Genomic DNA, 22380 nt, shown 5'->3' on the forward strand with positions numbered 1-22380 from the left:
TCCATTAGTCTCCGCCGCAGTCGCTTCTTTCCCGTTCTGGGTAGTGAAGTAACTTATGCTGCGTTCTTGCTGGCATTTTAGTTGGTTCCCCCATAAACAGTAGAAATGAAAGTATTCCAGTGCCTTATACGGCACAGATTGACGACTGCTTAATGCCAAAAAGTGGTCATCCACTTTATTGGGCATAAGGACTGGTCATGGCCGACTGCCGTCTCAGCCGGAACGGGGAAAACCGACCCTTAGCCGTCCATTTACGGAATGTATTAAATGTCTGCTGAACCACCGATAGCGGACCAGCACGGAAGCGCCTAGTTGTCCGACCGTTGGTCAGGATAGCGATCGAGTGGCGGCTACTCCACGCGCACTCCATGCTGAGGCTGTAAAAGTTAATGTTCTCGCTGGTATAGTCCTTGCACATAGGAGGCGGCAAAAGATGCATGCTTGCAATTGCTATTTGCATGCCCTATGCACAAAAAATACAAAACTAGGAGAGAGACTGTCGATGGAAAATCTACCCCCATTACGCCAAGCGGCCTTGTTGACTGCGTTGGCAGGTATCTTTGTGCACTCTGGTGCGGCCCACGCCGAGGAGAACCCTGCCGAGGCCCTGGAACTCCCCACTGTCGAAGTCATAGGTACCTCGATGCTGCCTGGCCTGGGCACACCGATACAAAATGTGCCAGCGAATGTTCAAATAATGAACAGTCGCAATATCGAGCAGCAGCGCCAACTGACTTTGGCAGACCATCTGGAGCAGAATGCTGGCAGCGTGACTGTCAATGCGGCTCAGGGTAATCCCTACCAACCCGACGTAAGTTTCCGTGGCTTCACCGCCTCGCCGCTGCTGGGTGTACCGCAGGGCTTGTCGGTATTCCAGGACGGTGTGCGCATTAACGAACCATTCGGCGACACCGTCAACTGGGACCTGCTGCCGCAGTCAGCCATCGCCAACATACAGCTCATTCCAGGTTCTAATCCGGCATTTGGCCTCAACACACTGGGCGGCGCGCTGGCTGTCTATACCAAGAGCGGCAGCGCCTACCCAGGCGGCGCGGTGCAGTTATCGACAGGTTCCTTCGGCCGCCGCGCAGTCGAGTTCGAGCAGGGCGGCAAAAGCGGCAACTTCGATTACTTTGTAACCGGCAACGTCGCTCGCGACCATGGCTGGGCCGAGCACAACGGCAGCCGCATCCAGCAGTTTTTCGGCAAGGTGGGCTACCAGACCCGCGATACCGACCTTGACGTCAGCCTGACGGCCGCTGACAACCGCTTAGAGGGTACCCAGACTCTTCCCAAGTCGTTTGCGGACAATATCCGGCAAGCCTATACCTATCCCGACCGGAACGAGAACAAGTTGATGTTCCTAACCGCCAAGGGTAGTCGCTTTCTGAATGACGATGTGCTGCTTGGCGGCAACCTTTACTATCGCAATTACCGCAACCGTAACGTGTCGAGTAACGTCAACGACGAATTCGGCCAGGTGGAAGACGGCATTATCAACACCACCCAAGCTCACAACGACCGCTCCGCCATTCGCCAGCACAGCTACGGTGGCGGATTGCAATTGACCATTTCTGGTCAGTTGGCCGGCATGAAAAACCAGTTCGTCGCCGGCGGCACTGTCGATATCGGCCGTGCGCGCTTCACTCAGGAAAACCAGTCCGCCGCCTTTACTGAAAACCGGGGTGCGATCGGCATTGGCGACTTTGATCTCGACACCGATGCCAGAACCCGTAACCGCTATTACAGCCTGTTCCTGTCCGATGTGCTGTCGCTAACCGACCGCTGGGCGCTGACTCTGTCAGGCCGCTACAACCTCGCCCGCGTGTCAATTCGCGATCAAACTGGCGACGCGCCAGAACTGGATGGTAGCCACCGCTTTTCCCGGTTCAATCCAGCGGTCGGCTTGAACTTCAATCCGAACCCGAATTTCACGACCTATGCTACCTACAATGAAGGCATGCGGGCACCGACGCCAATCGAACTCACCTGCGCAGACCCTGAGGCCCCATGCAAGCTGCCTAACAGCTTCCTGGCGGATCCGCCGCTGAAGAAGGTGGTCGCCAGAACACTTGAGTTGGGCGCTCGCGGCAAGCGTGGCGAAGGTTTGTCGTGGAATGCGGCGATCTACCGCACTGAGCTTGAGGACGATATCCAGTTTATTGCCAGCACTGGCGTCGCTACCAATGCCGGCTACTTCCAAAATGTCGGACGCACACGGCGGCAGGGCTTGGAGTTGGGCGTAACAGGAAAATGGGGACCGCTGTCTTTAGGTGCACATTACGGCTTTATCGACGCCACCTACCGAACCGGGTTTGCCGAGAACAGTCCGGTGAACACCAGTGCAGATGAGAACGGCACGATCCAGGTGCGGCGCGGCGACCGTGTGCCTGGCATTCCACGTCACAGCGTCAAACTCAGGCTGGATTATGCGGTCACGCCGCAATGGGCAGTCGGGGCAAATGTCGTTTATGCAGCAAGTGTGTATGCGCGTGGGGACGAGAACAATAGTGATGCCAATGGCAAAGTACCGGGGTATGCCGTAGTCAATCTCGATACGCGTTATACCGTCAAAAAGGGATGGGAAGTGTTTGCCCGCATCAACAACCTGTTCGACCGGGAATACGCCAACCTGGGCGTACTAGGGTTGAATGCCTTTACTGGGCCCGGCCGGACGTTTGATGGTACCAATGTCGTAGGCGAACAGTTCCGTGGTTATGGTGCTCCACGCGGGATTTGGATGGGGCTCCGCTATTCGTGGCTCTAACTGCTGTAGAGGGGGGCGTGAAAGCTGCATTCGGAATGTAAACAGTCTTTCACGCTTGCCTCGACAACGTCGGTTTCTGGCCGCCAGCGTCTTTTACAAGCCCAGAGATGCCCGGTCTACTTCCCAAGCATTTCGGCTGCTATCTCTGGCGTGATCAATCCCGAGTAGGCGTGCATCTTGCCGTCGCTCCTGATCCAATAAGTGCGCGGCATCTCGCCTCGCCATTTGGGATCAACGTCATAGCGAAGGCGCTCCGCCGGCACAGTTCCAAACGCCCAGCTGTTGGCGGTAAGACCGTGTCGCGACAGCTTTTTCCTGATCAGTTGCGCAGCCTCGTGATCGTCAGCGCGATCGGTTGCAATGGTAACGACTTCCAGACCCTTGCTTCGCTTTGCATCTGCCAGCGCATCGAAGCTCGGTTCGCAATAGTCGCATGTGAGCGACCATAGCATTACCACCAGCGGCTTGCCTTTCCCGGCGGCGACGATGCGTCCGAAGCTGCCTGGTTCCAAGGCCTGGATTTTATCTTCCGCAGCGGCAGGCGCGCCCCTGATGCAAACAGACAGCGCAAGTAACAGCGGTAGCAGGAGCCGCTTCTTCATGCCTTGCCCCTCCCGACCGGAACGACGCGGATGCCCTCCTTCTGCGTGCGCCAGACCAGTACGAGACCGGTGGGCGCCGTCGCCAGGTACGGCTTGTCGGATTCGCCTTCGGTACGGGCCAGTTCGCTCTCCTTCCAGGTGTTACCGCCATCCTCGGAGATGCGGGAAACAATAGCTGTCGATTGACCGTCGAACTGCTTCCAGACAATCGCAACCTGCTTTCCCTGCGCGGCAACATCCGCGTGGGACGCTTGGGCAGAGCCAAGCGGAACTGGCTTCGATATCGTTCCATCGGTCTTTGCCGCTGCATACTGCACGCCGCCGCCGTCCCCCTCCTTGCCGTTGAACCAGACCTGGTGGCGCGTGCCGTCAGCAGTGTAAGCCAATGAGGGGCCGTGGTGCGGGCAGGCATCGATGCGCCAGTCGTCGAACGTGACCCGCACGGGCGCCGGCATGACGCCGTCGGGCTGGAGTTCGGCCAGCGCATGGTCGCGTATGTTGGGCGCGAAGACATGACGCCACAAGGCCACCGGCTTGTCCTGCAGGTTCAGCGCCAGGCCTATCCGGCAGCATTCGCAGGAGTGGTCGGAAATCTTGTAGTCGCCCTTGAACGTTGCGCCCTGATCGCTTGAGACGGCGTAGTACACCCCCGAACCCGCATAGCGTTCCTGCCGCTTTTTCGCCTTTTCGGCGTCGCGGCTGTCAATCCATGCGATATAGATGCGTCCGTCCCGGTCGACCACGATCGATTCGAAGCTATGCACGATGAAGTCGCGATTCGCATGCACGGTCACTGGCGCCGAAAAGGTTTGTCCACCGTCCGTGGACCGGACAAACCGGATATCGCCGATATGCGGCATGGCAACGGTGCTGGTGTAGGTGATATAGATTTCATCCTTGTTGCCGAAGGCAATGTGCGGTCGCGCCTCCCCCCTTGCCGCAATGGGTTCGGGCGCTTTCTGGATGCGCCGGGGAGCGGTCCAGGTTTTCCCCATATCTTCGGAGCTGCGCAGCGCGACATACTGGTCGCGACCTTCGGTTTCCTTGCTGACCGCCCACAGGCGGCCGTTACGGTCGAAGGCCGCAGCGGTCCCGAGGTCCTGGGAAGCGCTTGCCGTTCCCGATCCATGCCCATGCCCTTCATGCCCCTGGGCCGGTGCAGCCGGTGAAGCGGCAGTCAGTGCCACAGCCGCAAGGATGGCAGTGGTAAAGATTCTAAAATTTTGCAGGGTATTCATACATGTCTGCTCCATGGGTTTAGCGGTGTGCTGAAGTCGGCTCCCTGTAAAGCCGTGCCACCGCCTAGCGGCACGGCTTGAACCGACGATCCTTCGTCAATAGCTGATCTCAATCCCGGCATAGACAGCCCGGCCGTCACCGGGATAGAACTGCCTGCTGTCGGTGCCGCGCGCATCGGCGATCACGCCCGTCGTAGCAGCGTATACCTTGTCGGTCAGGTTGCGCGCGTCAACGAACCACGCCACATTCCTGGTCACGCGCTGGCCGATCTTGAAGCCATATACCGCATAGCCGCCGGCCTTCAATGTATTAGCATGGTCAACATTGGCCGATGAGGCGATGCGCACGTTCGGCCCGACATAAAAGCCGTTGTCCAGCCTGTAGAGCAGTTCGCCTGTCGCAAAATGGCGCGGCACGCCGGCAAGACGGTTGTTGCCGAACACGCGGTCGTCGTCGAACCGGAAATCGTTGAGCTGATAGGCGGCGCGGGCCGTCCACTGGCGGCCGATACTAGCTTCCATTCCGGCTTCAATGCCCTGATGAATCGTCTTGCTCGCGTTGGTCGTGCCGAGTGGATTCCCGTTGGCGCCGTTCAGCGCCAGCAGTTCATCCTTTACCTGTGCCCGGTAGAGCGAGAGGTCCCAGCGCATCGTCCCCCATGCCTGCCGTACATTGCCGCGCGTTCCAATCTCCGCAGTAGTTGCGTGCTGGGCTGACACGGGCGTGACGTTGGGCCCGCCGGCCAGCTCGCCGAAGGTCGGCGGTTCATAGCTTCCGCTGACATTGCCGTACACCTGGATATCGGGAGACAGTTCCTGGCGCACGCCTACCTTGGGCGAAACGCGCCGGTAGGTACGGTCGACGCTGTTGTCGCCGTCGGCCAGAAAACGGTCTTCCAAGCGGCGCTTCGCCGTCACCGCCTGCGCCCCGACGACCAATGCCGTTGAAGGAAAGACGTAGTATTGGTTTTCGGCAAACAGCGAATAGTTGCTCGAGCGCTGCGCGGACTGTCCCGTCCGCGCTCCCGCTTGGCCGCCAATGTTGCGGAACCGGTCGTCGTCGAGGTCGCCTTTCAGCAGGATCGTGCCCACGACAAATTGGTTCCTGTTGCCGAACAGTCGACGGTCGCTGACGTAGCGGGCGGAAAGCCCGTAATCATTCGAGTCCTGCTTCAGCACCTGGAAAATGGGGTGGAACAGCGATTTGTAGGAATAGAACCCGCCGATCTCCACCCGCTGCTCAGGCCCTATCCGGTAAGTCGTCCTGTTGGCCAGGCGGACCAGGTCGAAATCCCGATGCTGGTCGCCAGTCACGGCGGCGGGGTCAGCCTTGCGCGGCGACGCCGCCATCTCGGCCCTTGTCAGCGCGCCGGGCAGTTCTGAGTCGCTCTTAACGGCATTGAGGAAGAATCGGGTTTCGAGCGCATCGGTCATCTTCCAGCCCAGGTTTCCTGAAATCCGCTGCGTGTCCTGCCTGGAGTGATCGCGGAATCCTTTCTGAAAGTATTCGGAGCCAGACAGGTACCAGTCGACCGATTCGCCACGGCCCGAGGCTGCCACCTGCGCACGCTTGTAGCCGAAGCTGCCCAGCTCGACACGGGCAGCTGCCGGGGGAGCGGCCAACCCAGTGGGACTGACGAAATTAACGGCGCCACCAAGCGTCGTCGAACCAAACTGCAGTGCATTGGCGCCCCGGTACACTTCAACGTAGCGGGCTGAAAGCGGCTCCACGGCCTGGAAGTCGAAGCTGCCATCGGCAAGATTGAGCGGGATGCCATCCTGCAGCAGCTGGATGCCGCGCCCATGGAAAGTGCGTTGCAGGCCGGAACCGCGAATCGACAGGCGCGCTTCCTCCGAGCCGAATCGCGATGCGGCGAACACGCCAGGAGAAAATTGCAGCGCGTCCGGCAGCGTCGAGGCCCGGCCTTCCTTGTATTGCTCAGCATCGACAATATTGGCGCCGCCCGGCGTAGTGGCGATGCGCCTTTTCGCGGCGTCGATGGACTCCAGCGTCGGGCTCGAGTAGGGCTCCGATGTGACCGTTACCTGGGGAAGCGCTTGTTCCTGGGCAAAGGCACTCGATGCATACAGCGCCCACATGACTGGCATGAGGCAAGCCTGGAAGGCGACGGCTTGCCGAGGTTGATTGACTTGGGATGGCTTGTTGAGAGAGCGCATTACAGACTTTCGTAAAATTTCTTTGACTGCTTGAACGCACTGCACCGCGGGGCCTTGATCAACCAGATTCTTGAACTGGCACGCGCCGCTGGGCACTGCCTGTGAATGCACAGGCAGTGGTGCTGGCACGTCGCCTGCTGCCAAGCCGATCACTTGGCCAGACGAGCGGGCAAGCAGCGCCTAAAGGCAACATGCCTGGCACACGCAATAAGCAATACGTTCAAACGATGAATGCCTGCCCGATGTCAGCCAGGGCAGGACGGATCGGAAAGCGTCAGGAAATGGCGGGGGGAGCGCGCGGCTGCGCACTTGTCCATGCGAAAAGGGGATGGGGTGACAGATAGAACAGCGCGGGGCAAAGCGTGACGCTCATGCCCATCTGGTTCGCAAGGAAAATGACAGGTGCCAAACCGAAGGAACCTGCATGTGTAAAGCAAAAGGGGCAGTGCTCGAAATGCCAGTTGCCTCCCGCTTCATGGCCCGCGTGGGAAGTGTTTTTGAGCGCGGCATCCCGAGATAAATGCTCGCCATGCTCAAAAGCGTGGGCGGACAGGCCCAAACTCCTTTCGCTTGCTTCTTTCAATGACTGATGTGCCTCATCGCCAATCTCGTCACAATGCGCATGCATGCTGACTTCGGCCAGCCTGAACGCATTGATTCCATGCGATACCGCGGGCGCGAGCGATGCCAGGAGAACGGCAAAGCAGGCCATCCAGGCAGCCATGGAACGACGATAATGACTCATACCCAAGGAGTTTGATTCCTAAAAATCCGTTTTCTTTATATATCGATACTAGAGGTCAATACTTCACCAAGGCTGTTATTGCATCCTTGACAAGGAAGTAGTTTAACATGGGGTCCGCTCATAGACTGAGTCGACAAACTGCATTCAGCGAACATCTGCTTTTCTCCAATTTAACCGGCCTTATCGTGTCTTGGGCTCAACGCCAGCTTCTAATGTTTTGGGCTCGAAATGCAATAACGCCTGCTGCTCCGCCCTGCATGTCTGCTAAGTGTGAGGAAGGAGTCGGCCGCATTTATGGACGAAAAGACCGGTATTGGCCGGCTCCTGCCGTTCGTTGGCAGCTATCACTGGCTGGCTGGCTGGCTGGCTGGCCGGTCGCACGTCACGACGCTAGTCTGGCTTTAAACTGCCCCACGTTTTTCAAGCGCTTATGCTTCAAACGTAATCTCTTTCCGGCGTGCATACCACGTTGTTGATCTCGGTCTGATAGCAGCCAATCGAGGTAGATAGATTGACCGGCCATTTCAATATGGCATCCAGCCTGTATCGCCATTCGATCAGCTATCCTGGAACGCCGCAATGCCAATGAGCACCAAGGACGAAGGCTTCGGCAACTGATTAACGAACCAATGGTGCGCTGCTCGAGCAGGTTGCAAATTGGCCAATTGTGTGTCGACGTTGATTAGCATGGAGCCTGACTGCCAACCACCATTCCATATCTCTCCATAGACCTGCTGGACTTGTCCTTCCAAGAAACTGGGCTGAAACAACCCGAAATGCTCAAAATGACCTCCCAAAGCGTTTCCTGAACGCCAGCGCCGCGCCGACATCGATCAAACTCATTACACTTCAATGATGAGGGTAGGGTCAAAATCCGCATTCTCTGCGACTCCGTCTTCGAGTGGATAACCGCAGGGGTTGCAGATGACGCGACCACGCCCGATCTGGTAATCAAAGCTTTTATGCATATGACCATGCACGTATAAATCACACATTTCCACCAAATCATCAAGATTGGAAGCGAAAGCCGCCGACACTGGATCTGCTGCATACTCCTCGGCAACGCTTAGCATTGACGGCGCCATATGGCTGATTACGACGGTAGCCCGAGCAATAGTCGGCTGTTCGAGCCGGCTCCTTAGCCATGCTTTGTGTTGTGCATGCAGGCGCGCTGTGTCCGCTGGATGCAATTTGCGGAAGTCAGTTTTACGCCTGATACATTGATAATCGCTCATCGCTTCCCGTGCATCAATCATGGCACCCCACCGCTTGTTCTCACCGAATAAACAGAAATCGGTCCACAGCGTGCAACCAAGGAACCGCACATTATCGATCACGATTTCATCGCAATTCAGAAAATGAACGTTCATGTGCTGCAGGGTCGCTTGCTTGATTTCCGCTTCAGCATCTTCCAGGGTCATACCATACGCTTCGTGATTTCCGGCTACATAGAGAACTGGAAGACCCGTAAATGTTTTAGCAGCCCATTCGACAGCACGACCGCCTGTGTCGATGTCACCCGCCAAGATTACGATATCAGGCGGGCTCAGCAACGAATTAATGCGGAGCGGTTTTTTGCGCCACAGTTCTCGATGCAGATCTGATAAAACCAAGCAGCGCATTTTAGCTCCTTGTCTTATGCTACTTCCAACTGTTCGTGGTTATTCCTTAAACCAATATACTATTTGAATTCACCTGCTAACAAAAAATGTTCAAGAACTGAGTTTTATCTTTGAAGCAATGAGGCAACCGAAAGCAAGCGTACTTCGTTGCAACCTAATGCGGTTTCTTGATTGAAAGCTGTGTACGCCCGCTTATGGTCAAGCTGTACACATTTCTGCTTGGTATTGGCTGAAATTTTCCCGAGGGAGAACTGCCGCTTTTCGCCCTGAGTCACTCTTCAAGCAGTATTTACGGTTTCTGCAGTTGAGCCGACCAACGGAGACGCATCCTTTTTGAGGGCATTGAGATATAAAGCTTCATCGTATGGCATGCGCGTATTCCAGGATTTATAGAGAAGCCGTATCCATTTGAACGCCAAAGCACGAATGGCCACGCTATGGAAGCATCCCTTTGTGCACTGTTATTAGCAAAAATGCGTTGGCGTAGGAAAAGCGTGAGATTATTGATCCAGCCGATTGAGAATATCTGTCCCTAGCAAAGCTAATGAAAGTATTAGCATTACGTTTACACTTGCTATAGATCATGGACGAAATAGTTGGAAAAACGACGAGGTCGACGTCAAAGCTCTCAAAAATTCCGACTTTATGAAGTGCATGCGAAATGTTGTCAGAGGTCTTATTTAATTATAGGAAACTTTATGGCCTACGTTCTTATTATTATCACGTACCTTGGGGGAGCCTCTTGGGGACCTATGGTTTCATCCCAAGAATTCTCCTCTTATACGACCTGTAAAGAGGCTGGGAACAAAGCCATTGAAATGGTCAATCACCTTAATGGAAGCAACCTTTCAAGAGGTACTGCCAATCGCCAAATAATGACCTACGACTGCGTCAAAAAGTGACTGTTTAGCTGTTTCGTCGTTTTAGATGATCCATTGGCAGGACAGCCTCAAATATGAAGTACAACACCTTTTTTTGCAGGGTGTGCCCATCCAGAAACCGACCACTTACCAGCAGTTTCAGCCTGAGGACCGAATTACCATTGCCACTATGAGGCAGTGTGGCTTCAGTGTGCGGGCCATTGCCCGTACTCTGAAGCGAGCGCCATCGACCATTGCACGCGAGATGGCCCGAAACGCCAGTGCCGGGCAGCGCTATGGTTCCCACCATGCGCAATTGCGGACGGTCGCTTGCCGGTGCAATGCCCGCGGTAACGGCAAACTGGATGGGCAACCCGTGTGCTGGGGCGTGGTGCATACCATGCTGGACTGGAAGTGATAGCTGCAGCAGATATCGGCTATCCCTATACGGGTCTTTCCTCACCAACGCGAGTTCCATGCGTCCCACGAAACGATCTATACCGCGATCTATACCGCGATCTATGCCCATGCCCGGGGCAAACTGCGCCGTGAACTGATCGCCTGCCTGCGTCATGGCCGCAGTACGCGCCTGCCACGCGGTCGTGGCACCGATAGCCGTGGCCGCTCCCAGACATGGTCAGCATCCACGTGCGCCCGCCGGAAGTCGAGGGCCGCATCATGCCGGACCACTGGGACGGCGACCTCATAAAGGGTGCCGGCAACTAGTCCGCGACCGGCGTGCTCGTTGAGCAGACTAGCCGTCCAGTGTTGCTTGCGCGCATGGAAGATGCGACTGCTGCAGCATTGGCAGCCTTCATGTCCAAGCTCACTGCCATCAGTGCACCGTTGCGCCAGAGCCTGACCTACGATTAGAGCAAGGAAATGACCCGCCATGCCGACCTAGCGACCAACACCGGCGTGCGCGTGTATTTTTTGCGACCCACATAGTCCCTGGCAGCGCGGCACGTGCGAGAAGACCAACGGACTCTTGCGCCAGTATCTGCCCTCAAGAGAACGGACCTGTCGGTCTATAGCCAAGAACAGCTCGATGCCATCGCTGACTCGTCGTTCGGCACTTCTAAAGAGCGGGTTTCATGCATTTAGCCTACTTGAGTTACCGCCGGTGTGCTGGATGGCATGATTTGCGCAATAAAAACCCCTTTGGTAGATCAACGCCAAAGCAAAGGGAGAATTATCTCTATTTAAATTTAATAGGGATAATTCTGTGTTTACAGCTTACTTTTATCCATATTATTAGTTACTTTAGGGGAGGGGCCGTGGCTGCTGCCCCGTTACTCTACCGTGACCGACTTCGCCAGGTTCCTCGGCTTGTCGACGTCGGTGCCCCTGGCCAGCGCGGTGTGATAGGCCAGCAGCTGCAGCGGCACCACGTGCAGGATGGGGGAGAGCACGCCGTAATGCTCGGGCAGCCGGATCACGTGGATGCCTTCGCTGGAGGTCATGTGGGAGTCGCCGTCGGCGAACACATACAGCTGGCCGCCGCGGGCCCGCACTTCCTGCATGTTGGACTTGAGCTTTTCGATCAGGGTGTCGTTCGGCGCCACCGTCACCACCGGCATTTCCTCGGTCACCAGCGCCAGCGGGCCGTGCTTGAGTTCGCCGGCCGGATAGGCTTCGGCGTGGATGTAGGAAATTTCCTTGAGCTTCAACGCGCCTTCCAGCGCGATCGGGTAATGCAGGCCGCGTCCGAGGAACAGCGCGTTTTCCTTGCGGGCGAAGGCTTCCGACCAGGCGATGATGTGCGGCTCCAGCGCCAGCACGCTCTGCAGCGCATTGGGCAGGTGGCGCAGGTTCTTCAGGTGGAAGGCTTCGGCGTCGGCGTCCAGGCGGCCGCGCAGCTTGGCCAGGGTGGCGGTGAGCAGGAACAGCGCGGTCAGCTGGGTGGTGAAGGCCTTGGTCGAGGCCACGCCGATCTCGGCGCCGGCGCGGGTCAGGTAGGAGAGCTCGGTTTCGCGCACCATGGCCGAGGTGCCGACGTTGCAGATCGCCAGCGAATGCTTGTGGCCCAGTTCCTGCGCATACTTCAGCGCGGCCAGGGTGTCGGCGGTTTCGCCGGACTGGGAAATCACCACCACCAGGGTCTTCGGATTGACCGCCGGCTTGCGATAGCGGTACTCGCTGGCGATTTCCACGCTGGTCGGCAGGTTGGCCAGCGATTCGAGCCAGTAACGGGCAGTCATGCCCGAGTAGTAGCTGGTGCCGCAGGCAAGGATCAGCACGCTGTCGATATCGTTGAACACCTGCTCGGCGCCGTCGCCGAACAGGTCGGGCGAAAAGCCCAGCACGCCTTCCAGCGTGTCGGAAATCGCGCGCGGCTGCTCGAAGATTTCCTTCTGCATGTAATGGCGGTACGGGCCCAGTTCGATCGCGCCGGAATAGGCCTGCACGGTCTGCACGCGGCGCTCGACCGGCAGGTCCAGCTTGTCATGGATGCGCACGCTGTCGAGGTGCACGTCGACCACGTCGCCGTCTTCCAGGTAGATGATCTGGTCGGTGCTGCCGGCCAGCGCCATCGCGTCGGACGCGAGGAAATTCTCGCCATTGCCCAGGCCCACGATCAGCGGGCAGCCGAGGCGGGCGCCGACGATGCGCTGCGGCTCGTCCTTGGCGAACACCGCAATGGCGAAGGCGCCGTGCAGCTGCTTGACCACCCGCTGCACGGTGCGCAGCAGGTCGCCGTCGTAGTGATGGTTGATCAGGTGGGCAACCGCCTCGGTATCGGTCTGCGACTCGAAGACGTAACCCAGCGCCTTCAGCTCGGTGCGGATTTCCTCGTAGTTCTCGATGATGCCGTTGTGCACCAGGCCGATGCGCTGCTCGCCGTCCTTGGTCGAGAAATGCGGATGGGCGTTATTGGTCGCCGGCGCGCCGTGGGTCGCCCAGCGGGTATGCGCGATGCCGGTATTGCCTTCGAATTCGGTGGCGGCGACCTGCTCCTGCAGTTCAGCCACCCGCGCCACGCTGCGCGCGCGCTTCAAGCCATGGTTGTTGACGGCCACGCCGCAGGAGTCGTATCCGCGGTATTCCAGACGCCGCAGGCCTTCGAGGAGGATGGGGACAATATTGCGTTGCGCAACCGCGCCGACAATGCCGCACATGGTGTTTTTCCTATTTGGGTTGTTTGACGGGGCGCTTCCAGCCCTCGATCGTGGTCTGGCGGCCGCGGGAGACGGTCAGGCTGCCGGCCGGCGCATCCTTGGTCAGCGTGGTCCCGGCGCCGAGCGTGGCGCCGCGGCCGACCGTCACCGGCGCCACCAGCTGGGTGTCGCTGCCGATGAAGGCATCGTCCTCGATTACGGTGCGCAGCTTGTTGGCGCCGTCGTAATTGCAGGTGATGGTGCCGGCGCCGATGTTGACCCGCGAACCGACCGTGGCATCGCCGACATAGGCCAGGTGATTGGCCTTGCTGCCGGCGGCGATCTGGCTGTTCTTGACTTCGACGAAGTTGCCGATATGGACATCTTCCGCCAGCATGGTGCCGGGACGCAGGCGGGCATACGGCCCGATCACCGACTTCGCGCCGATGGCGGCGTCTTCAAAGTGGCAGAACGGCTTGATGCTGACGCCATCGCCAACCCGGACATTCTTCAGCACGCAGTTGGCGCCTATCGTCACGCCGTCGCCCAGCGTGACATCGCCTTCGAACACGCAGCCCACATCGATGCTGACGTCGCGGCCGCAGGTCAGGCTGCCGCGGATGTCGATACGCGCCGGGTCGGCCAGGGTTACGCCCTGCTCCAGCAGCCGGTAAGCCAGGTTGCGCTGGTGGATGCGCTCCAGCTCGGCCAGCTGCACCTTGCTGTTGACGCCCAGGGTTTCCCAGACCGCATCGGGCTGGGCCGATACCACTGGCACGCCGTCGGCAACCGCACGCGCGACGATGTCGGTCAGGTAGTACTCGCCCTGTGCATTGTCATTCGACAGCGTGGACAGCCAGGCGCGCAGGCGGGCGGTAGGCGCCACCATGATGCCGGTGTTGACTTCAGTAATCGCGCGTTCCTGCTCGGATGCATCTTTTTGCTCGACAATACGCACGATTCTGTCGTTATCGCGCACAATCCGGCCATAACCGGTCGGATCTTCCATATTCACCGTCAATATGGACAACTTGTCGCCGCCGGCCTGGTCCAACAGGCGACGCAGCGACTCCGACCTGGTCAGCGGCACGTCGCCGTACAGGATCAGGGTGGGCACGTCGTCCTGCAGCTGGGGCAGCGCCTGCATGACCGCATGGCCGGTGCCGAGCTGGGGTTCCTGGCGGGCGAATCCGAGATTGTCAGATCGCAACATCTGCGGCACCATGTCGCCGCCATGGCCGTAGATCACGCAGATGGAAGTGGGTGAGAGGGTGCGGGCGGTATCGATGACGTGGGACAACAGGGCCTTGCCTGCCAGCGGGTGCAGAACCTTGGGAAGCGCAGACTGCATCCGTTTTCCCATGCCTGCTGCGAGAATGACGATATTCATAAGTGATAGGTTGAAATGACGCAAAATTCTAGCATGGGGCGGTATACGGCATGGCTGCGACGGGCAGCGCTCTTGTTTCTTGTCGCATTATTGTCTTCCTGCAACATGGCGAGGCTAGGTTATAACAATGGGGAAACCATTTCCTATTTTTGGCTCAACAACTATGTCGGTTTCGATGCCGATCAAAAACCCTGGGTGAAAAAGGAAATCGGCAATCTTTTCGCCTGGCATCGCCGCACCCAGCTTCCCGACTACGTTGGACTCCTGACCCAGGCACAAAAAAGGATCGCCAGGCCGGTGACCGAGGCGGAACTGGCGCGCGACTACGAGGACATGCGTCGGCGCGTGCTGACGATTACCGACCGCGCTGCGCCATCGCTGGCGGACCTGGCGCTGGCATTGCGTCCTGAACAGATCGCCCGCATCCAGGAAAAATTCGATAGCAACAATGAAACCTTTCGCAAGGAGCATCTGCGCGGCGACCTGGCGGAGCGCCAGCGCCAGCGTTTCAAGCGCACCATGAAGCAGGCGGAACACTGGTTCGGCAATTTTTCCGGCGAACAGGAGCGCCAGATCCGCGCGCTGTCCGACGCCCGGCCGCTCAACGATGAACTGGTGCTGGCGGACCGCATGCAGCGGCAGGCGGAAATGATCAGGATGCTGCAGCGCATCGAGGCCGAAAAACCGACCCGCGAGGCGGCAGCCGCCCTGATACGGCAATATGTGTCCGGCACCATGGACCACTATGGCCACCCGGAATACCAGGCGTATTTCGAGAAATACCGCGCTGCCCAGATGCGCATGGTGGCCGGCATCATCAATGTGACCACGGCGGCGCAAAAGGAGCATTTCACGCAGGCGCTGCAGGGCTGGATCGACGATTTCCAGACCCTGTCGCGGCTCGATCCGGCGCCGGCGCAGCGCTTCAACGTTAACTGACCCGGCACCGGCCCTCTCATAGAAGAGGCTGGCGCCGGCATTCTTTCTGCCATAACCCATACGCCATTCCCGACCATGCAGATTCCCTCTTTCACCGTACTGCTGCTCGCCCTGTGCGCCGGCTCCGCCGCGCAGACCGCCCTGGCCGAGCCGGCGCCGCCGGCGCGCCAGGCGGAAGTCGCCGCCCGCGGTGCGCAGGTCATGCCGTTCGACCTGGCGGCCACCAGCCACATCTTTACCAAGAACCGCAATGGCGGACTGCAGCAGGTGCTGGTCAGGAACCCGAAGGACAAGGAGCAACTGCGCCTGGTGCGCAGCCATCTGCGCGAGATTGCCGGGCGTTTTCAGGCGGGCGATTTTTCCGCGCCGGCCCGGATACACGGCGAGGCCATGCCCGGCCTGGCCGAACTGAAGCAGGCCAAGCCCGGCGAGATCACGGTCCATTACCGCGAACTGCGCGATGGCGCCCAGATCCGCTACGCCACCTCCAATCCGGCGCTGGTGCCGGCGCTGCATCGCTGGTTCGACGCCCAGCTGTCCGACCATGGCGCCGACGCCCACGAAGGCCATGCGCATCACCACGGCGACCAGCCGCATCAGGCAAATCAGGCCCGTCAGCCATGACGGCGCGGGCGCCGGGCTGGGCCGGGTTCAGCTTGCCGCCATGCCGGTGCGGCGCAGCAGCCATTTTTCCGCTTCCACGATCAGCATCAGCGCCACGCCGAACAGCAGGATGCGGCCCCAGGCGCCGGCCTGCAGCGGCGCGGTGCCGAATGCCGCCTGCATCGCCGGCAGGTAGGTCATCAGCGCCTGCAGCACCGCCAGCACCGCCACCGCCAGCAGGATGTAGCGGTTGCCGGTCAGGCCGCGCCAGCCAAGGATGGAAGCGCCGAGGTGGCGGCAGTTGAACAGGTAGGCCATTTCCCCGACCACCAGGGTGTTGATGGCGGCGGTGCGGGCGGTTTCCAGCGTGGCGCCATGGTCCAGTTCCCACAGGTACAGGCCCATGCTGCCGGCCACCAGCAGGGCGCTGACCAGCACGATGCGCCAGGCCAGCCAGCGCGACAGCAGCGGTTCCGACGGGCTGCGCGGCGGGCGGCGCATGATGTCGCCCTCGGCCTGCTCGAACACCAGCGCCAGCGACAGCGTGACTTCGGTGACCATGTTGATCCAGAGGATCTGCACCGCCGTGACCGGCAGGGTGATGCCGAGCAGGATCGCCACGATCAGCATGCCGGCTTCGCCGCCATTGGTGGGCAGGGTGAAGGCGATCGCCTTCTTGATGTTGTCGTAGGCGGTGCGGCCTTCCTCCACCGCCGCCACGATGGAAGCGAAGTTGTCGTCGGCCAGCACGATCTCGGCCGCTTCCTTGGCCGCTTCGGTGCCCTTGCCGCCCATGGCCACGCCGACGTCGGCGCGCTTCAAGGCCGGCGCATCGTTGACGCCGTCGCCGGTCATGGCCACCACGGCGCCGCCGGCCTGCAGCGCTTCCACCAGCCGCAGCTTGTGTTCCGGGCTGGCGCGGGCAAAGACATCGGTCTCGCGCACCGCCTGGCGCAGCCGGGCATCGTCCAGCGCATCGATGCCGGCGCCCTGGAGGGTGCGGATCCGGTTGGCCAGCGCCAGCTGCTCGCCGATGGCGCTGGCGGTGGCGGCATGGTCGCCGGTGATCATGATGACGCGGATGCCGGCGGCGCGGCAGGCCGCCACCGCGCGCACCGCTTCCTCGCGCGGCGGATCGGCGATGGCCACCGCAGCCAGCAGCGTGAAGCCGCCGGCGCCGACGTCGGCGAAGTCGAGTTCGGTGCGATGGTCCGGTTCGCACCGCATCGCCAATGCCAGCAGCCGCATGCCCGACGCCGCCAGCCGCTCCATGCGCGCCGACCAGGCCGCGGCGTCGAGCGGCTCATCCCGCAGGCCGCGGCGTTGCAGGCGGCACAGCGCCAGCACCCGTTCCGGCGCGCCTTTCAGGAACACGTAGCCATGCCCTTCATGGTCGTGATGCAGCGTGGCCATGAAGCTGTGCTGCGACTCGAACGGAATGGCGTCGGTGCGCGGCAGGCCGTGGCGTTCGCCGGCGGCATCCAGCCCGGCCTTCATCGCCAGCGTCAGCAGCGCGCCTTCGGTCGGGTCGCCCGCCAGTTGCCATGCGCCGTTGCGGTTGACCAGGCTGGCGTCGTTGCACAGCACCGCCGCGCGCGCGATGTCGGCCAGTTCGGGATGCGCGGTGGCGCTGGCTTCGCGCCCGTCCAGCGCGAAGCCGCCGTGCGGCGCATAGCCGGCGCCGGAGACGGCCAGGTGCGCACCCGCCGTCAGCACCGACTGCACCGTCATTTCATTTTTGGTGAGCGTGCCGGTCTTGTCGGTGCAGATCACGGTGACCGAGCCCAGTGCCTCCACCGCCGGCAGCCGGCGCACGATGGCGCGCCGGCGGGCCATGCGCTGCACGCCGATGGCCAGGGCAATGGTCATGATGGCCGGCAGGCCTTCCGGTATCGCCGCCACCGCCAGGCCGACCGCCGCCAGGAACATCTCGCGCGGCGCATAGCCGCGCAGCAGCACGCCAAACAGCAGCACCATGCCGGCGCCGAGCAGGATGGCCGCGGTCAGCCAGCGGCTGAACCGGGCGAGCTTCCTGAGCAGCGGCGTCGACAGTGTCGATACCTGTTCCAGCATGGCGCTGATGCGGCCGATCTCGGTGGCGGCGCCGGTCGCCACCACCACGCCGGCGCCCTGGCCGCTGGTGACCAGCGTGCCGGAATAGGCCATGCAATGGCGGTCGCCCAGTTCGGCACCGGCGCCGGCTGGCGCCACCTGCTTCTGCACCGGCATCGATTCGCCGGTCAGCACCGATTCATCCACCTGCAGGTTGCGCATGTCGATCAGCCGCAGGTCGGCCGGCACCTTGTCGCCCGACGCCAGAAACACCAGGTCGCCCGTCACCAGCGATTGCGCCGGCACCTCCAGCCGCTGGCCGCCGCGCATGACCTGCGCCTGCGGCGAGAGCATGCCGCGGATCGCCTCCAGCGCCCGCTCGGCCCGGCCCTCCTGCACGAAGCCGATCAGCGCATTGATCAGCACCACGCCCAGGATCACGGCCGTATCGACCCAGTGGCCGAGCCAGGCGGTGGTGGCGGCCGAGGCCAGCAGCGCATAGATCAGCACATTGTGGAACTGCAGCAGCAAGCGCAGCACCGGCCCGCGCCCGGGCGCCGCCGGCAGGGTATTGGGGCCATGCTCTTCCAGGCGGCGCTGCGCTTCCTGCGGCGCCAGGCCCTCGCGTCGGCTGCCGGTCTGCCGCAGCACGTCGCTGGCCGGGATGGCATGCCAGGCAAGGGCATGGGTGTCGGATGCTGCCGGTCCGGGCTTTCCTTCGGCCACATCCATCGGCTTGTCCGACTGCCTATTTCACCAGCGTGACCGGCAATCCGGACGCATGCACCACGCGGCTACTGACCGAGCCAAGCGACACCGGGCCGATCACCAGCCCTACGCCGCGCATGCCCATCACGATGCCGTCGCAGCCGGCATGCACGGCATGCGCCACGATCTGCGGCGCCGCCTCGCCCTGCGCGACCTGTTCGCTGCACGGCACGGCGGCTGCCTGCAGCGCTGTGCGTGCCGGCGCCAGAGCCCGCTGCGCCTCTTCTCCCGAGATCGTTGCCAGTTCGGCATGACTGCGCCAGGCATGTTCGCGCACGCCGAACGGCTGCGAGACATGGAGCAGTTCGCAATGCAGCGATGCATTGTTGCTTGCAAGGGAAATGACGTAAGCGACTGCGCGAAGCGCGTTGTCCGAACCGTCGACCGGAACCAGAATTTTCAGCATGGAGACTCCAGGGCGGCCAGCATGCGGCGGTGCAAGGCTGGCAAGTCCATGCAGCATCGGGCCTGGCAGCCCGAAATTCCTTGCGTGACATCAAATCAGGCCGTCAACGGAAGATGCCGCCCGGCTTCGGCGCGCCCGTTCGCTCCAGCCTGCGAGGCGCGCTTGATCGCACACAAGCGGGGGAGGCGAACATCCTTTACTCTCTGCTCACTACTCTGCAGTAATCTCCGTCGACTGGGCCGCCGGCTCACGGCGCCATGCCTTGACGACAAGGCTGTCCAACAATCGGACTCTGCAAGGAGCGCCATTGCCAAACCTGCTGTTGCTCATCGTCCTGCTGCCCCTGCTTCTGTGCTGGGTGCCCATGGTCGCCGCGTCCAGCGGGCGCAACGCCAGTGCCTGGGCCGCTGCCGCCGTGCTGGCTGCGCCGCTGGCCCTGCTGCTGCTTCAGACAGGCGAGGTGTTCGGTGGCCGCACGCTGCTTGCCGGCTGGGACTGGCTGCCGCACATCGGCCTGCGTCTCTCGCTGCGCCTGGACGGGCTGGCTTTCCTGTTTTGCCTCCTGATACTGGGCATCGGCCTGCTGGTGGTGCTGTATGCCAGCTATTACCTGTCCGACGACGACCCGATCGGCCGTTTCTTTGCCTTCCTGCTGCTGTTCGCCGGCGCCATGCTGGGCGTGGTGACGTCCGAGAACATCCTGCTGCTGGTGGTGTTCTGGGAACTCACCTCACTGAGTTCCTTCCTCCTGATCGGCTACTGGCATCACCGCTCCGATGCCCGCGAGGGGGCGCGCATGGCGCTGGCCATCACCGGCGCCGGCGGGCTGTGCCTGCTGGCCGGCATGCTGCTCCTGGGACAGGCCGCCGGCGGCTTCGAGCTGTCGCACATCCTGCAGAACGGCGAGCGGGTGCGCGACAGCGCCACCTATCCCGCCATTCTCGGGCTGGTGCTGCTGGGGGCGTTCACCAAGTCGGCGCAGTTCCCGTTCCATTTCTGGCTGCCGCATGCAATGGCGGCGCCCACGCCGGTGAGCGCTTATCTGCATTCGGCCACCATGGTCAAGGCCGGCGTCTTCCTGCTGGCGCGCTTCTACCCGGTGCTGGCCGGGACCGACGCCTGGTTTGTCATCGTCACCACCACCGGCTTCATCACCTTCGCCTTCGGCGCCTATTCCGCGCTCTGGAAGCATGACCTGAAGGGGCTGCTGGCCTATTCGACCATCAGCCACCTCGGCCTGATCACGATGCTGTTCGGCCTGCAGACGCCGCTGTCGGTGGTGGCCGCCGTGTTCCATATCATCAACCATGCGACCTTCAAGGCCTCGCTGTTCATGGCCGCCGGCATCGTCGATCACGAAGCCGGCACCCGCGACATGCGCAAGCTCAATGGCTTGTGGAAATACATGCCCTATACCTGCCTGCTGGCCATGGTGGCTTCCGGCGCGATGGCAGGGGTGCCGCTGCTCAACGGCTTCCTGTCCAAGGAGATGTTCCTGGCCGAAACGGTGCATCTGAGCCGCTACACCGACTGGGGCTTCGTGGTGCCGGCGGCGGCCACGCTGGCCAGCGTGTTCAGCGTGGCCTATAGCGTGCGCCTGATCGACGATGTCTTCTTCAACGGCGAGCCGCAGGGACTGCCCAGCACTCCGCATGAGCCGCCGCGCTGGATGAAGGCGCCGGTCGAACTGCTGGTGATTGTCTGCCTGGCAGTCGGCATCTTCCCCGAACTGACGATCGCGCCGCTGCTGGCGATTGCGGCCAGCGCCACCGTCAATGGCGCGCCGCTGCCGCCTTACTCGCTGGCGATCTGGCATGGCCTGAACTGGCCGCTGGCCATGAGCGCGGTCGCGATGGCTGGCGGCGTCCTGGCCTATTACCTGTTGCAGCGCACCTATGACATCCACCGCTATGTGCATGGCCCTTTCAACGGGCACTGGATCTACCATCGCCTGCTCGGCCGGCTGCTTGCCTTCTCCGGCGAGCTGACCGCCGGCCTGGAAAACGGTTCGCTGCAGCGCTCTCTCGGCTGGATGATCGTCGTCGCGCTGGCATTGGCCGCTTCGCCCTTCCTGGCGTCGGGCTGGAGCGCGGGCGAGCGGCCGCTGCTGCCGGCCAATGGCATGGCGGTCGTGATATGGCTGATCCTGGCTGCCTGCATCGCGGCCACGGTGGCCATGCACCGGCAGCGGCTGACGGCGCTGATCATGGTCAGCGCCGTGGGACTGATTCCCTCCCTGGTCTTCGTGTACCTGTCCGCGCCCGACCTCGGCCTGACCCAGGTCACGGTGGAAGTGGTGACCATCGTGCTGCTGCTGCTTGCGCTGCACTGGCTGCCGCAGGAAACGCCGGCGCCGCCGCGCAGGCGGGTGCTGGCCAATGCCGTCGTGGCCCTGGCTTGCGGCGCCGGCATCGCCGCGCTGGCCTATGCGGCGCTGACGCGGCCGTTCCAGTCGCTGTCGGACTATTACCTCGCCAACAGCGTGCCGGGCGGCGGCGGCAGCAATGTGGTCAATGTGATCCTGGTCGACTTTCGCGGCTACGACACCTTCGGCGAGATCATCGTGCTGGCCATTGCCGCGCTGGGCATTGCGGCCATGATGGACAAGCCGCTGTCGCAGCGCCGCCTGGCCGATTGGCAGGGCCGGCCCTGGGCGCCCGATCCACACCCGCTGATGCTGTCGGTGCTGACCAGCCTGCTGCTGCCGCTGGCGCTGCTGGTGGCGGCGTATGTCTTCATGCGCGGCCACAACCTGCCGGGCGGCGGCTTCGTCGCCGGCCTGATCGCCGGCATTGCGCTGATCCTGCTGCATATCGCCAACGGCGCCGGCTGGGCCGGGGCACGTTTGAAGCTCGACTTCGCCCGGGTCACCGGCGCGGGCGTGTGCATCGCCGGGCTCACCGGCATCGCCAGCTGGCTGCTTGCGCGGCCCTTCCTGACCAGCGCGCACGGCCATCCGCACCTGCCCCTGATCGGCGAGCTGCCGCTGGCCAGCGCCATGGCGTTCGACCTCGGCGTGTTCCTGACCGTGGTGGGCGTGGTGATGCTGGTGCTGTCCAGCCTGGGCCGCGCCACGGCCGTCAACCAGGCCGAGGCCGAAAGGGAAATATGA

General features: G+C 61.5%; 13 protein-coding genes and 1 pseudogene. 5 read left to right on the top strand and 9 right to left on the bottom strand.

What is annotated here, in order from left to right:
• Window positions 1–502: 502 nt before the first annotated feature.
• Window positions 503–2767 (top strand): TonB-dependent receptor, encoded by a 2265-nt coding sequence (locus tag ABC383_RS15745; RefSeq protein ID WP_413015029.1) that lies wholly within the window; start codon window positions 503–505, stop codon window positions 2765–2767.
• 116 nt (window positions 2768–2883) lie between these two features.
• Here ABC383_RS15745 and ABC383_RS15750 read toward each other — a convergent pair whose 3' ends face one another.
• The 5 genes from ABC383_RS15750 to ABC383_RS15770 all read right to left on the bottom strand — a co-directional run bounded on the left by ABC383_RS15750 (window position 2884) and on the right by ABC383_RS15770 (window position 9152).
• Complete coding sequence (locus ABC383_RS15750; RefSeq protein WP_413015030.1) at window positions 2884–3369, bottom strand: TlpA disulfide reductase family protein; 486 nt, start codon at window positions 3367–3369, stop codon at window positions 2884–2886.
• On the bottom strand, window positions 3366–4607 hold the full coding sequence (locus tag ABC383_RS15755; RefSeq protein ID WP_413015031.1) for an exo-alpha-sialidase: 1242 nt from the start codon (window positions 4605–4607) through the stop codon (window positions 3366–3368). Before ABC383_RS15755 ends, ABC383_RS15750 begins: the two co-directional genes overlap by 4 nt.
• Window positions 4608–4703: 96 nt before the next feature.
• Window positions 4704–6785, bottom strand: coding sequence for a TonB-dependent receptor family protein (locus tag ABC383_RS15760; protein ID WP_413015032.1), 2082 nt, complete (start codon window positions 6783–6785; stop codon window positions 4704–4706).
• A 274-nt stretch (window positions 6786–7059) separates the two neighbouring features.
• Window positions 7060–7530, bottom strand: coding sequence for a DUF2946 domain-containing protein (locus tag ABC383_RS15765; RefSeq protein ID WP_413016386.1), 471 nt, complete (start codon window positions 7528–7530; stop codon window positions 7060–7062).
• Window positions 7531–8372: 842 nt separating this feature from the next.
• Window positions 8373–9152, bottom strand: coding sequence for a metallophosphoesterase (locus ABC383_RS15770; RefSeq protein WP_413015033.1), 780 nt, complete (start codon window positions 9150–9152; stop codon window positions 8373–8375).
• 1050 nt (window positions 9153–10202) lie between these two features.
• Here ABC383_RS15770 and ABC383_RS15775 point away from each other — a divergent pair.
• Window positions 10203–11077, top strand: a pseudogene (locus ABC383_RS15775) (IS30 family transposase); the annotation flags it as partial.
• 227 nt (window positions 11078–11304) lie between these two features.
• Here ABC383_RS15775 and glmS read toward each other — a convergent pair.
• The gene (glmS, locus tag ABC383_RS15780; protein ID WP_413015034.1) at window positions 11305–13131 is read right to left on the bottom strand and encodes a glutamine--fructose-6-phosphate transaminase (isomerizing); all 1827 of its coding nucleotides are present in this window, start codon (window positions 13129–13131) and stop codon (window positions 11305–11307) included.
• Window positions 13132–13141: 10 nt separating this feature from the next.
• Window positions 13142–14500, bottom strand: a complete 1359-nt coding sequence (glmU, locus tag ABC383_RS15785) for a bifunctional UDP-N-acetylglucosamine diphosphorylase/glucosamine-1-phosphate N-acetyltransferase GlmU (RefSeq protein ID WP_413015035.1) — start codon at window positions 14498–14500, stop codon at window positions 13142–13144.
• A 33-nt stretch (window positions 14501–14533) separates the two neighbouring features.
• On the opposite strand from glmU, the gene ABC383_RS15790 reads away from it, so the two are divergent.
• Both ABC383_RS15790 and ABC383_RS15795 read left to right on the top strand, forming a co-directional pair.
• Window positions 14534–15439, top strand: a complete 906-nt coding sequence (locus tag ABC383_RS15790; protein WP_413016388.1) for a DUF6279 family lipoprotein — start codon at window positions 14534–14536, stop codon at window positions 15437–15439.
• 75 nt (window positions 15440–15514) lie between these two features.
• The gene (locus tag ABC383_RS15795; protein ID WP_413015036.1) at window positions 15515–16063 is read left to right on the top strand and encodes an aspartate carbamoyltransferase; all 549 of its coding nucleotides are present in this window, start codon (window positions 15515–15517) and stop codon (window positions 16061–16063) included.
• Window positions 16064–16090: 27 nt separating this feature from the next.
• Here ABC383_RS15795 and ABC383_RS15800 read toward each other — a convergent pair whose 3' ends face one another.
• Together ABC383_RS15800 and ABC383_RS15805 are read right to left on the bottom strand one after the other, a co-directional pair.
• A complete protein-coding gene (locus ABC383_RS15800) occupies window positions 16091–18826 on the bottom strand; it encodes a cation-transporting P-type ATPase (RefSeq protein WP_413015037.1) in 2736 nt (911 codons plus the stop codon).
• Window positions 18827–18842: 16 nt separating this feature from the next.
• Window positions 18843–19268: a universal stress protein gene (locus ABC383_RS15805; RefSeq protein ID WP_413015038.1), complete on the bottom strand. Its 426-nt coding sequence runs from the start codon at window positions 19266–19268 to the stop codon at window positions 18843–18845.
• Window positions 19269–19575: 307 nt separating this feature from the next.
• Here ABC383_RS15805 and ABC383_RS15810 point away from each other — a divergent pair, with 307 nt between their 5' ends.
• Window positions 19576–22380, top strand: a complete 2805-nt coding sequence (locus ABC383_RS15810) for a monovalent cation/H+ antiporter subunit A (RefSeq protein ID WP_413015039.1) — start codon at window positions 19576–19578, stop codon at window positions 22378–22380.

Source organism: Noviherbaspirillum phoenicis, from assembly GCF_047237965.1.
Lineage (GTDB): Bacteria > Pseudomonadota > Gammaproteobacteria > Burkholderiales > Burkholderiaceae_D > Noviherbaspirillum_A.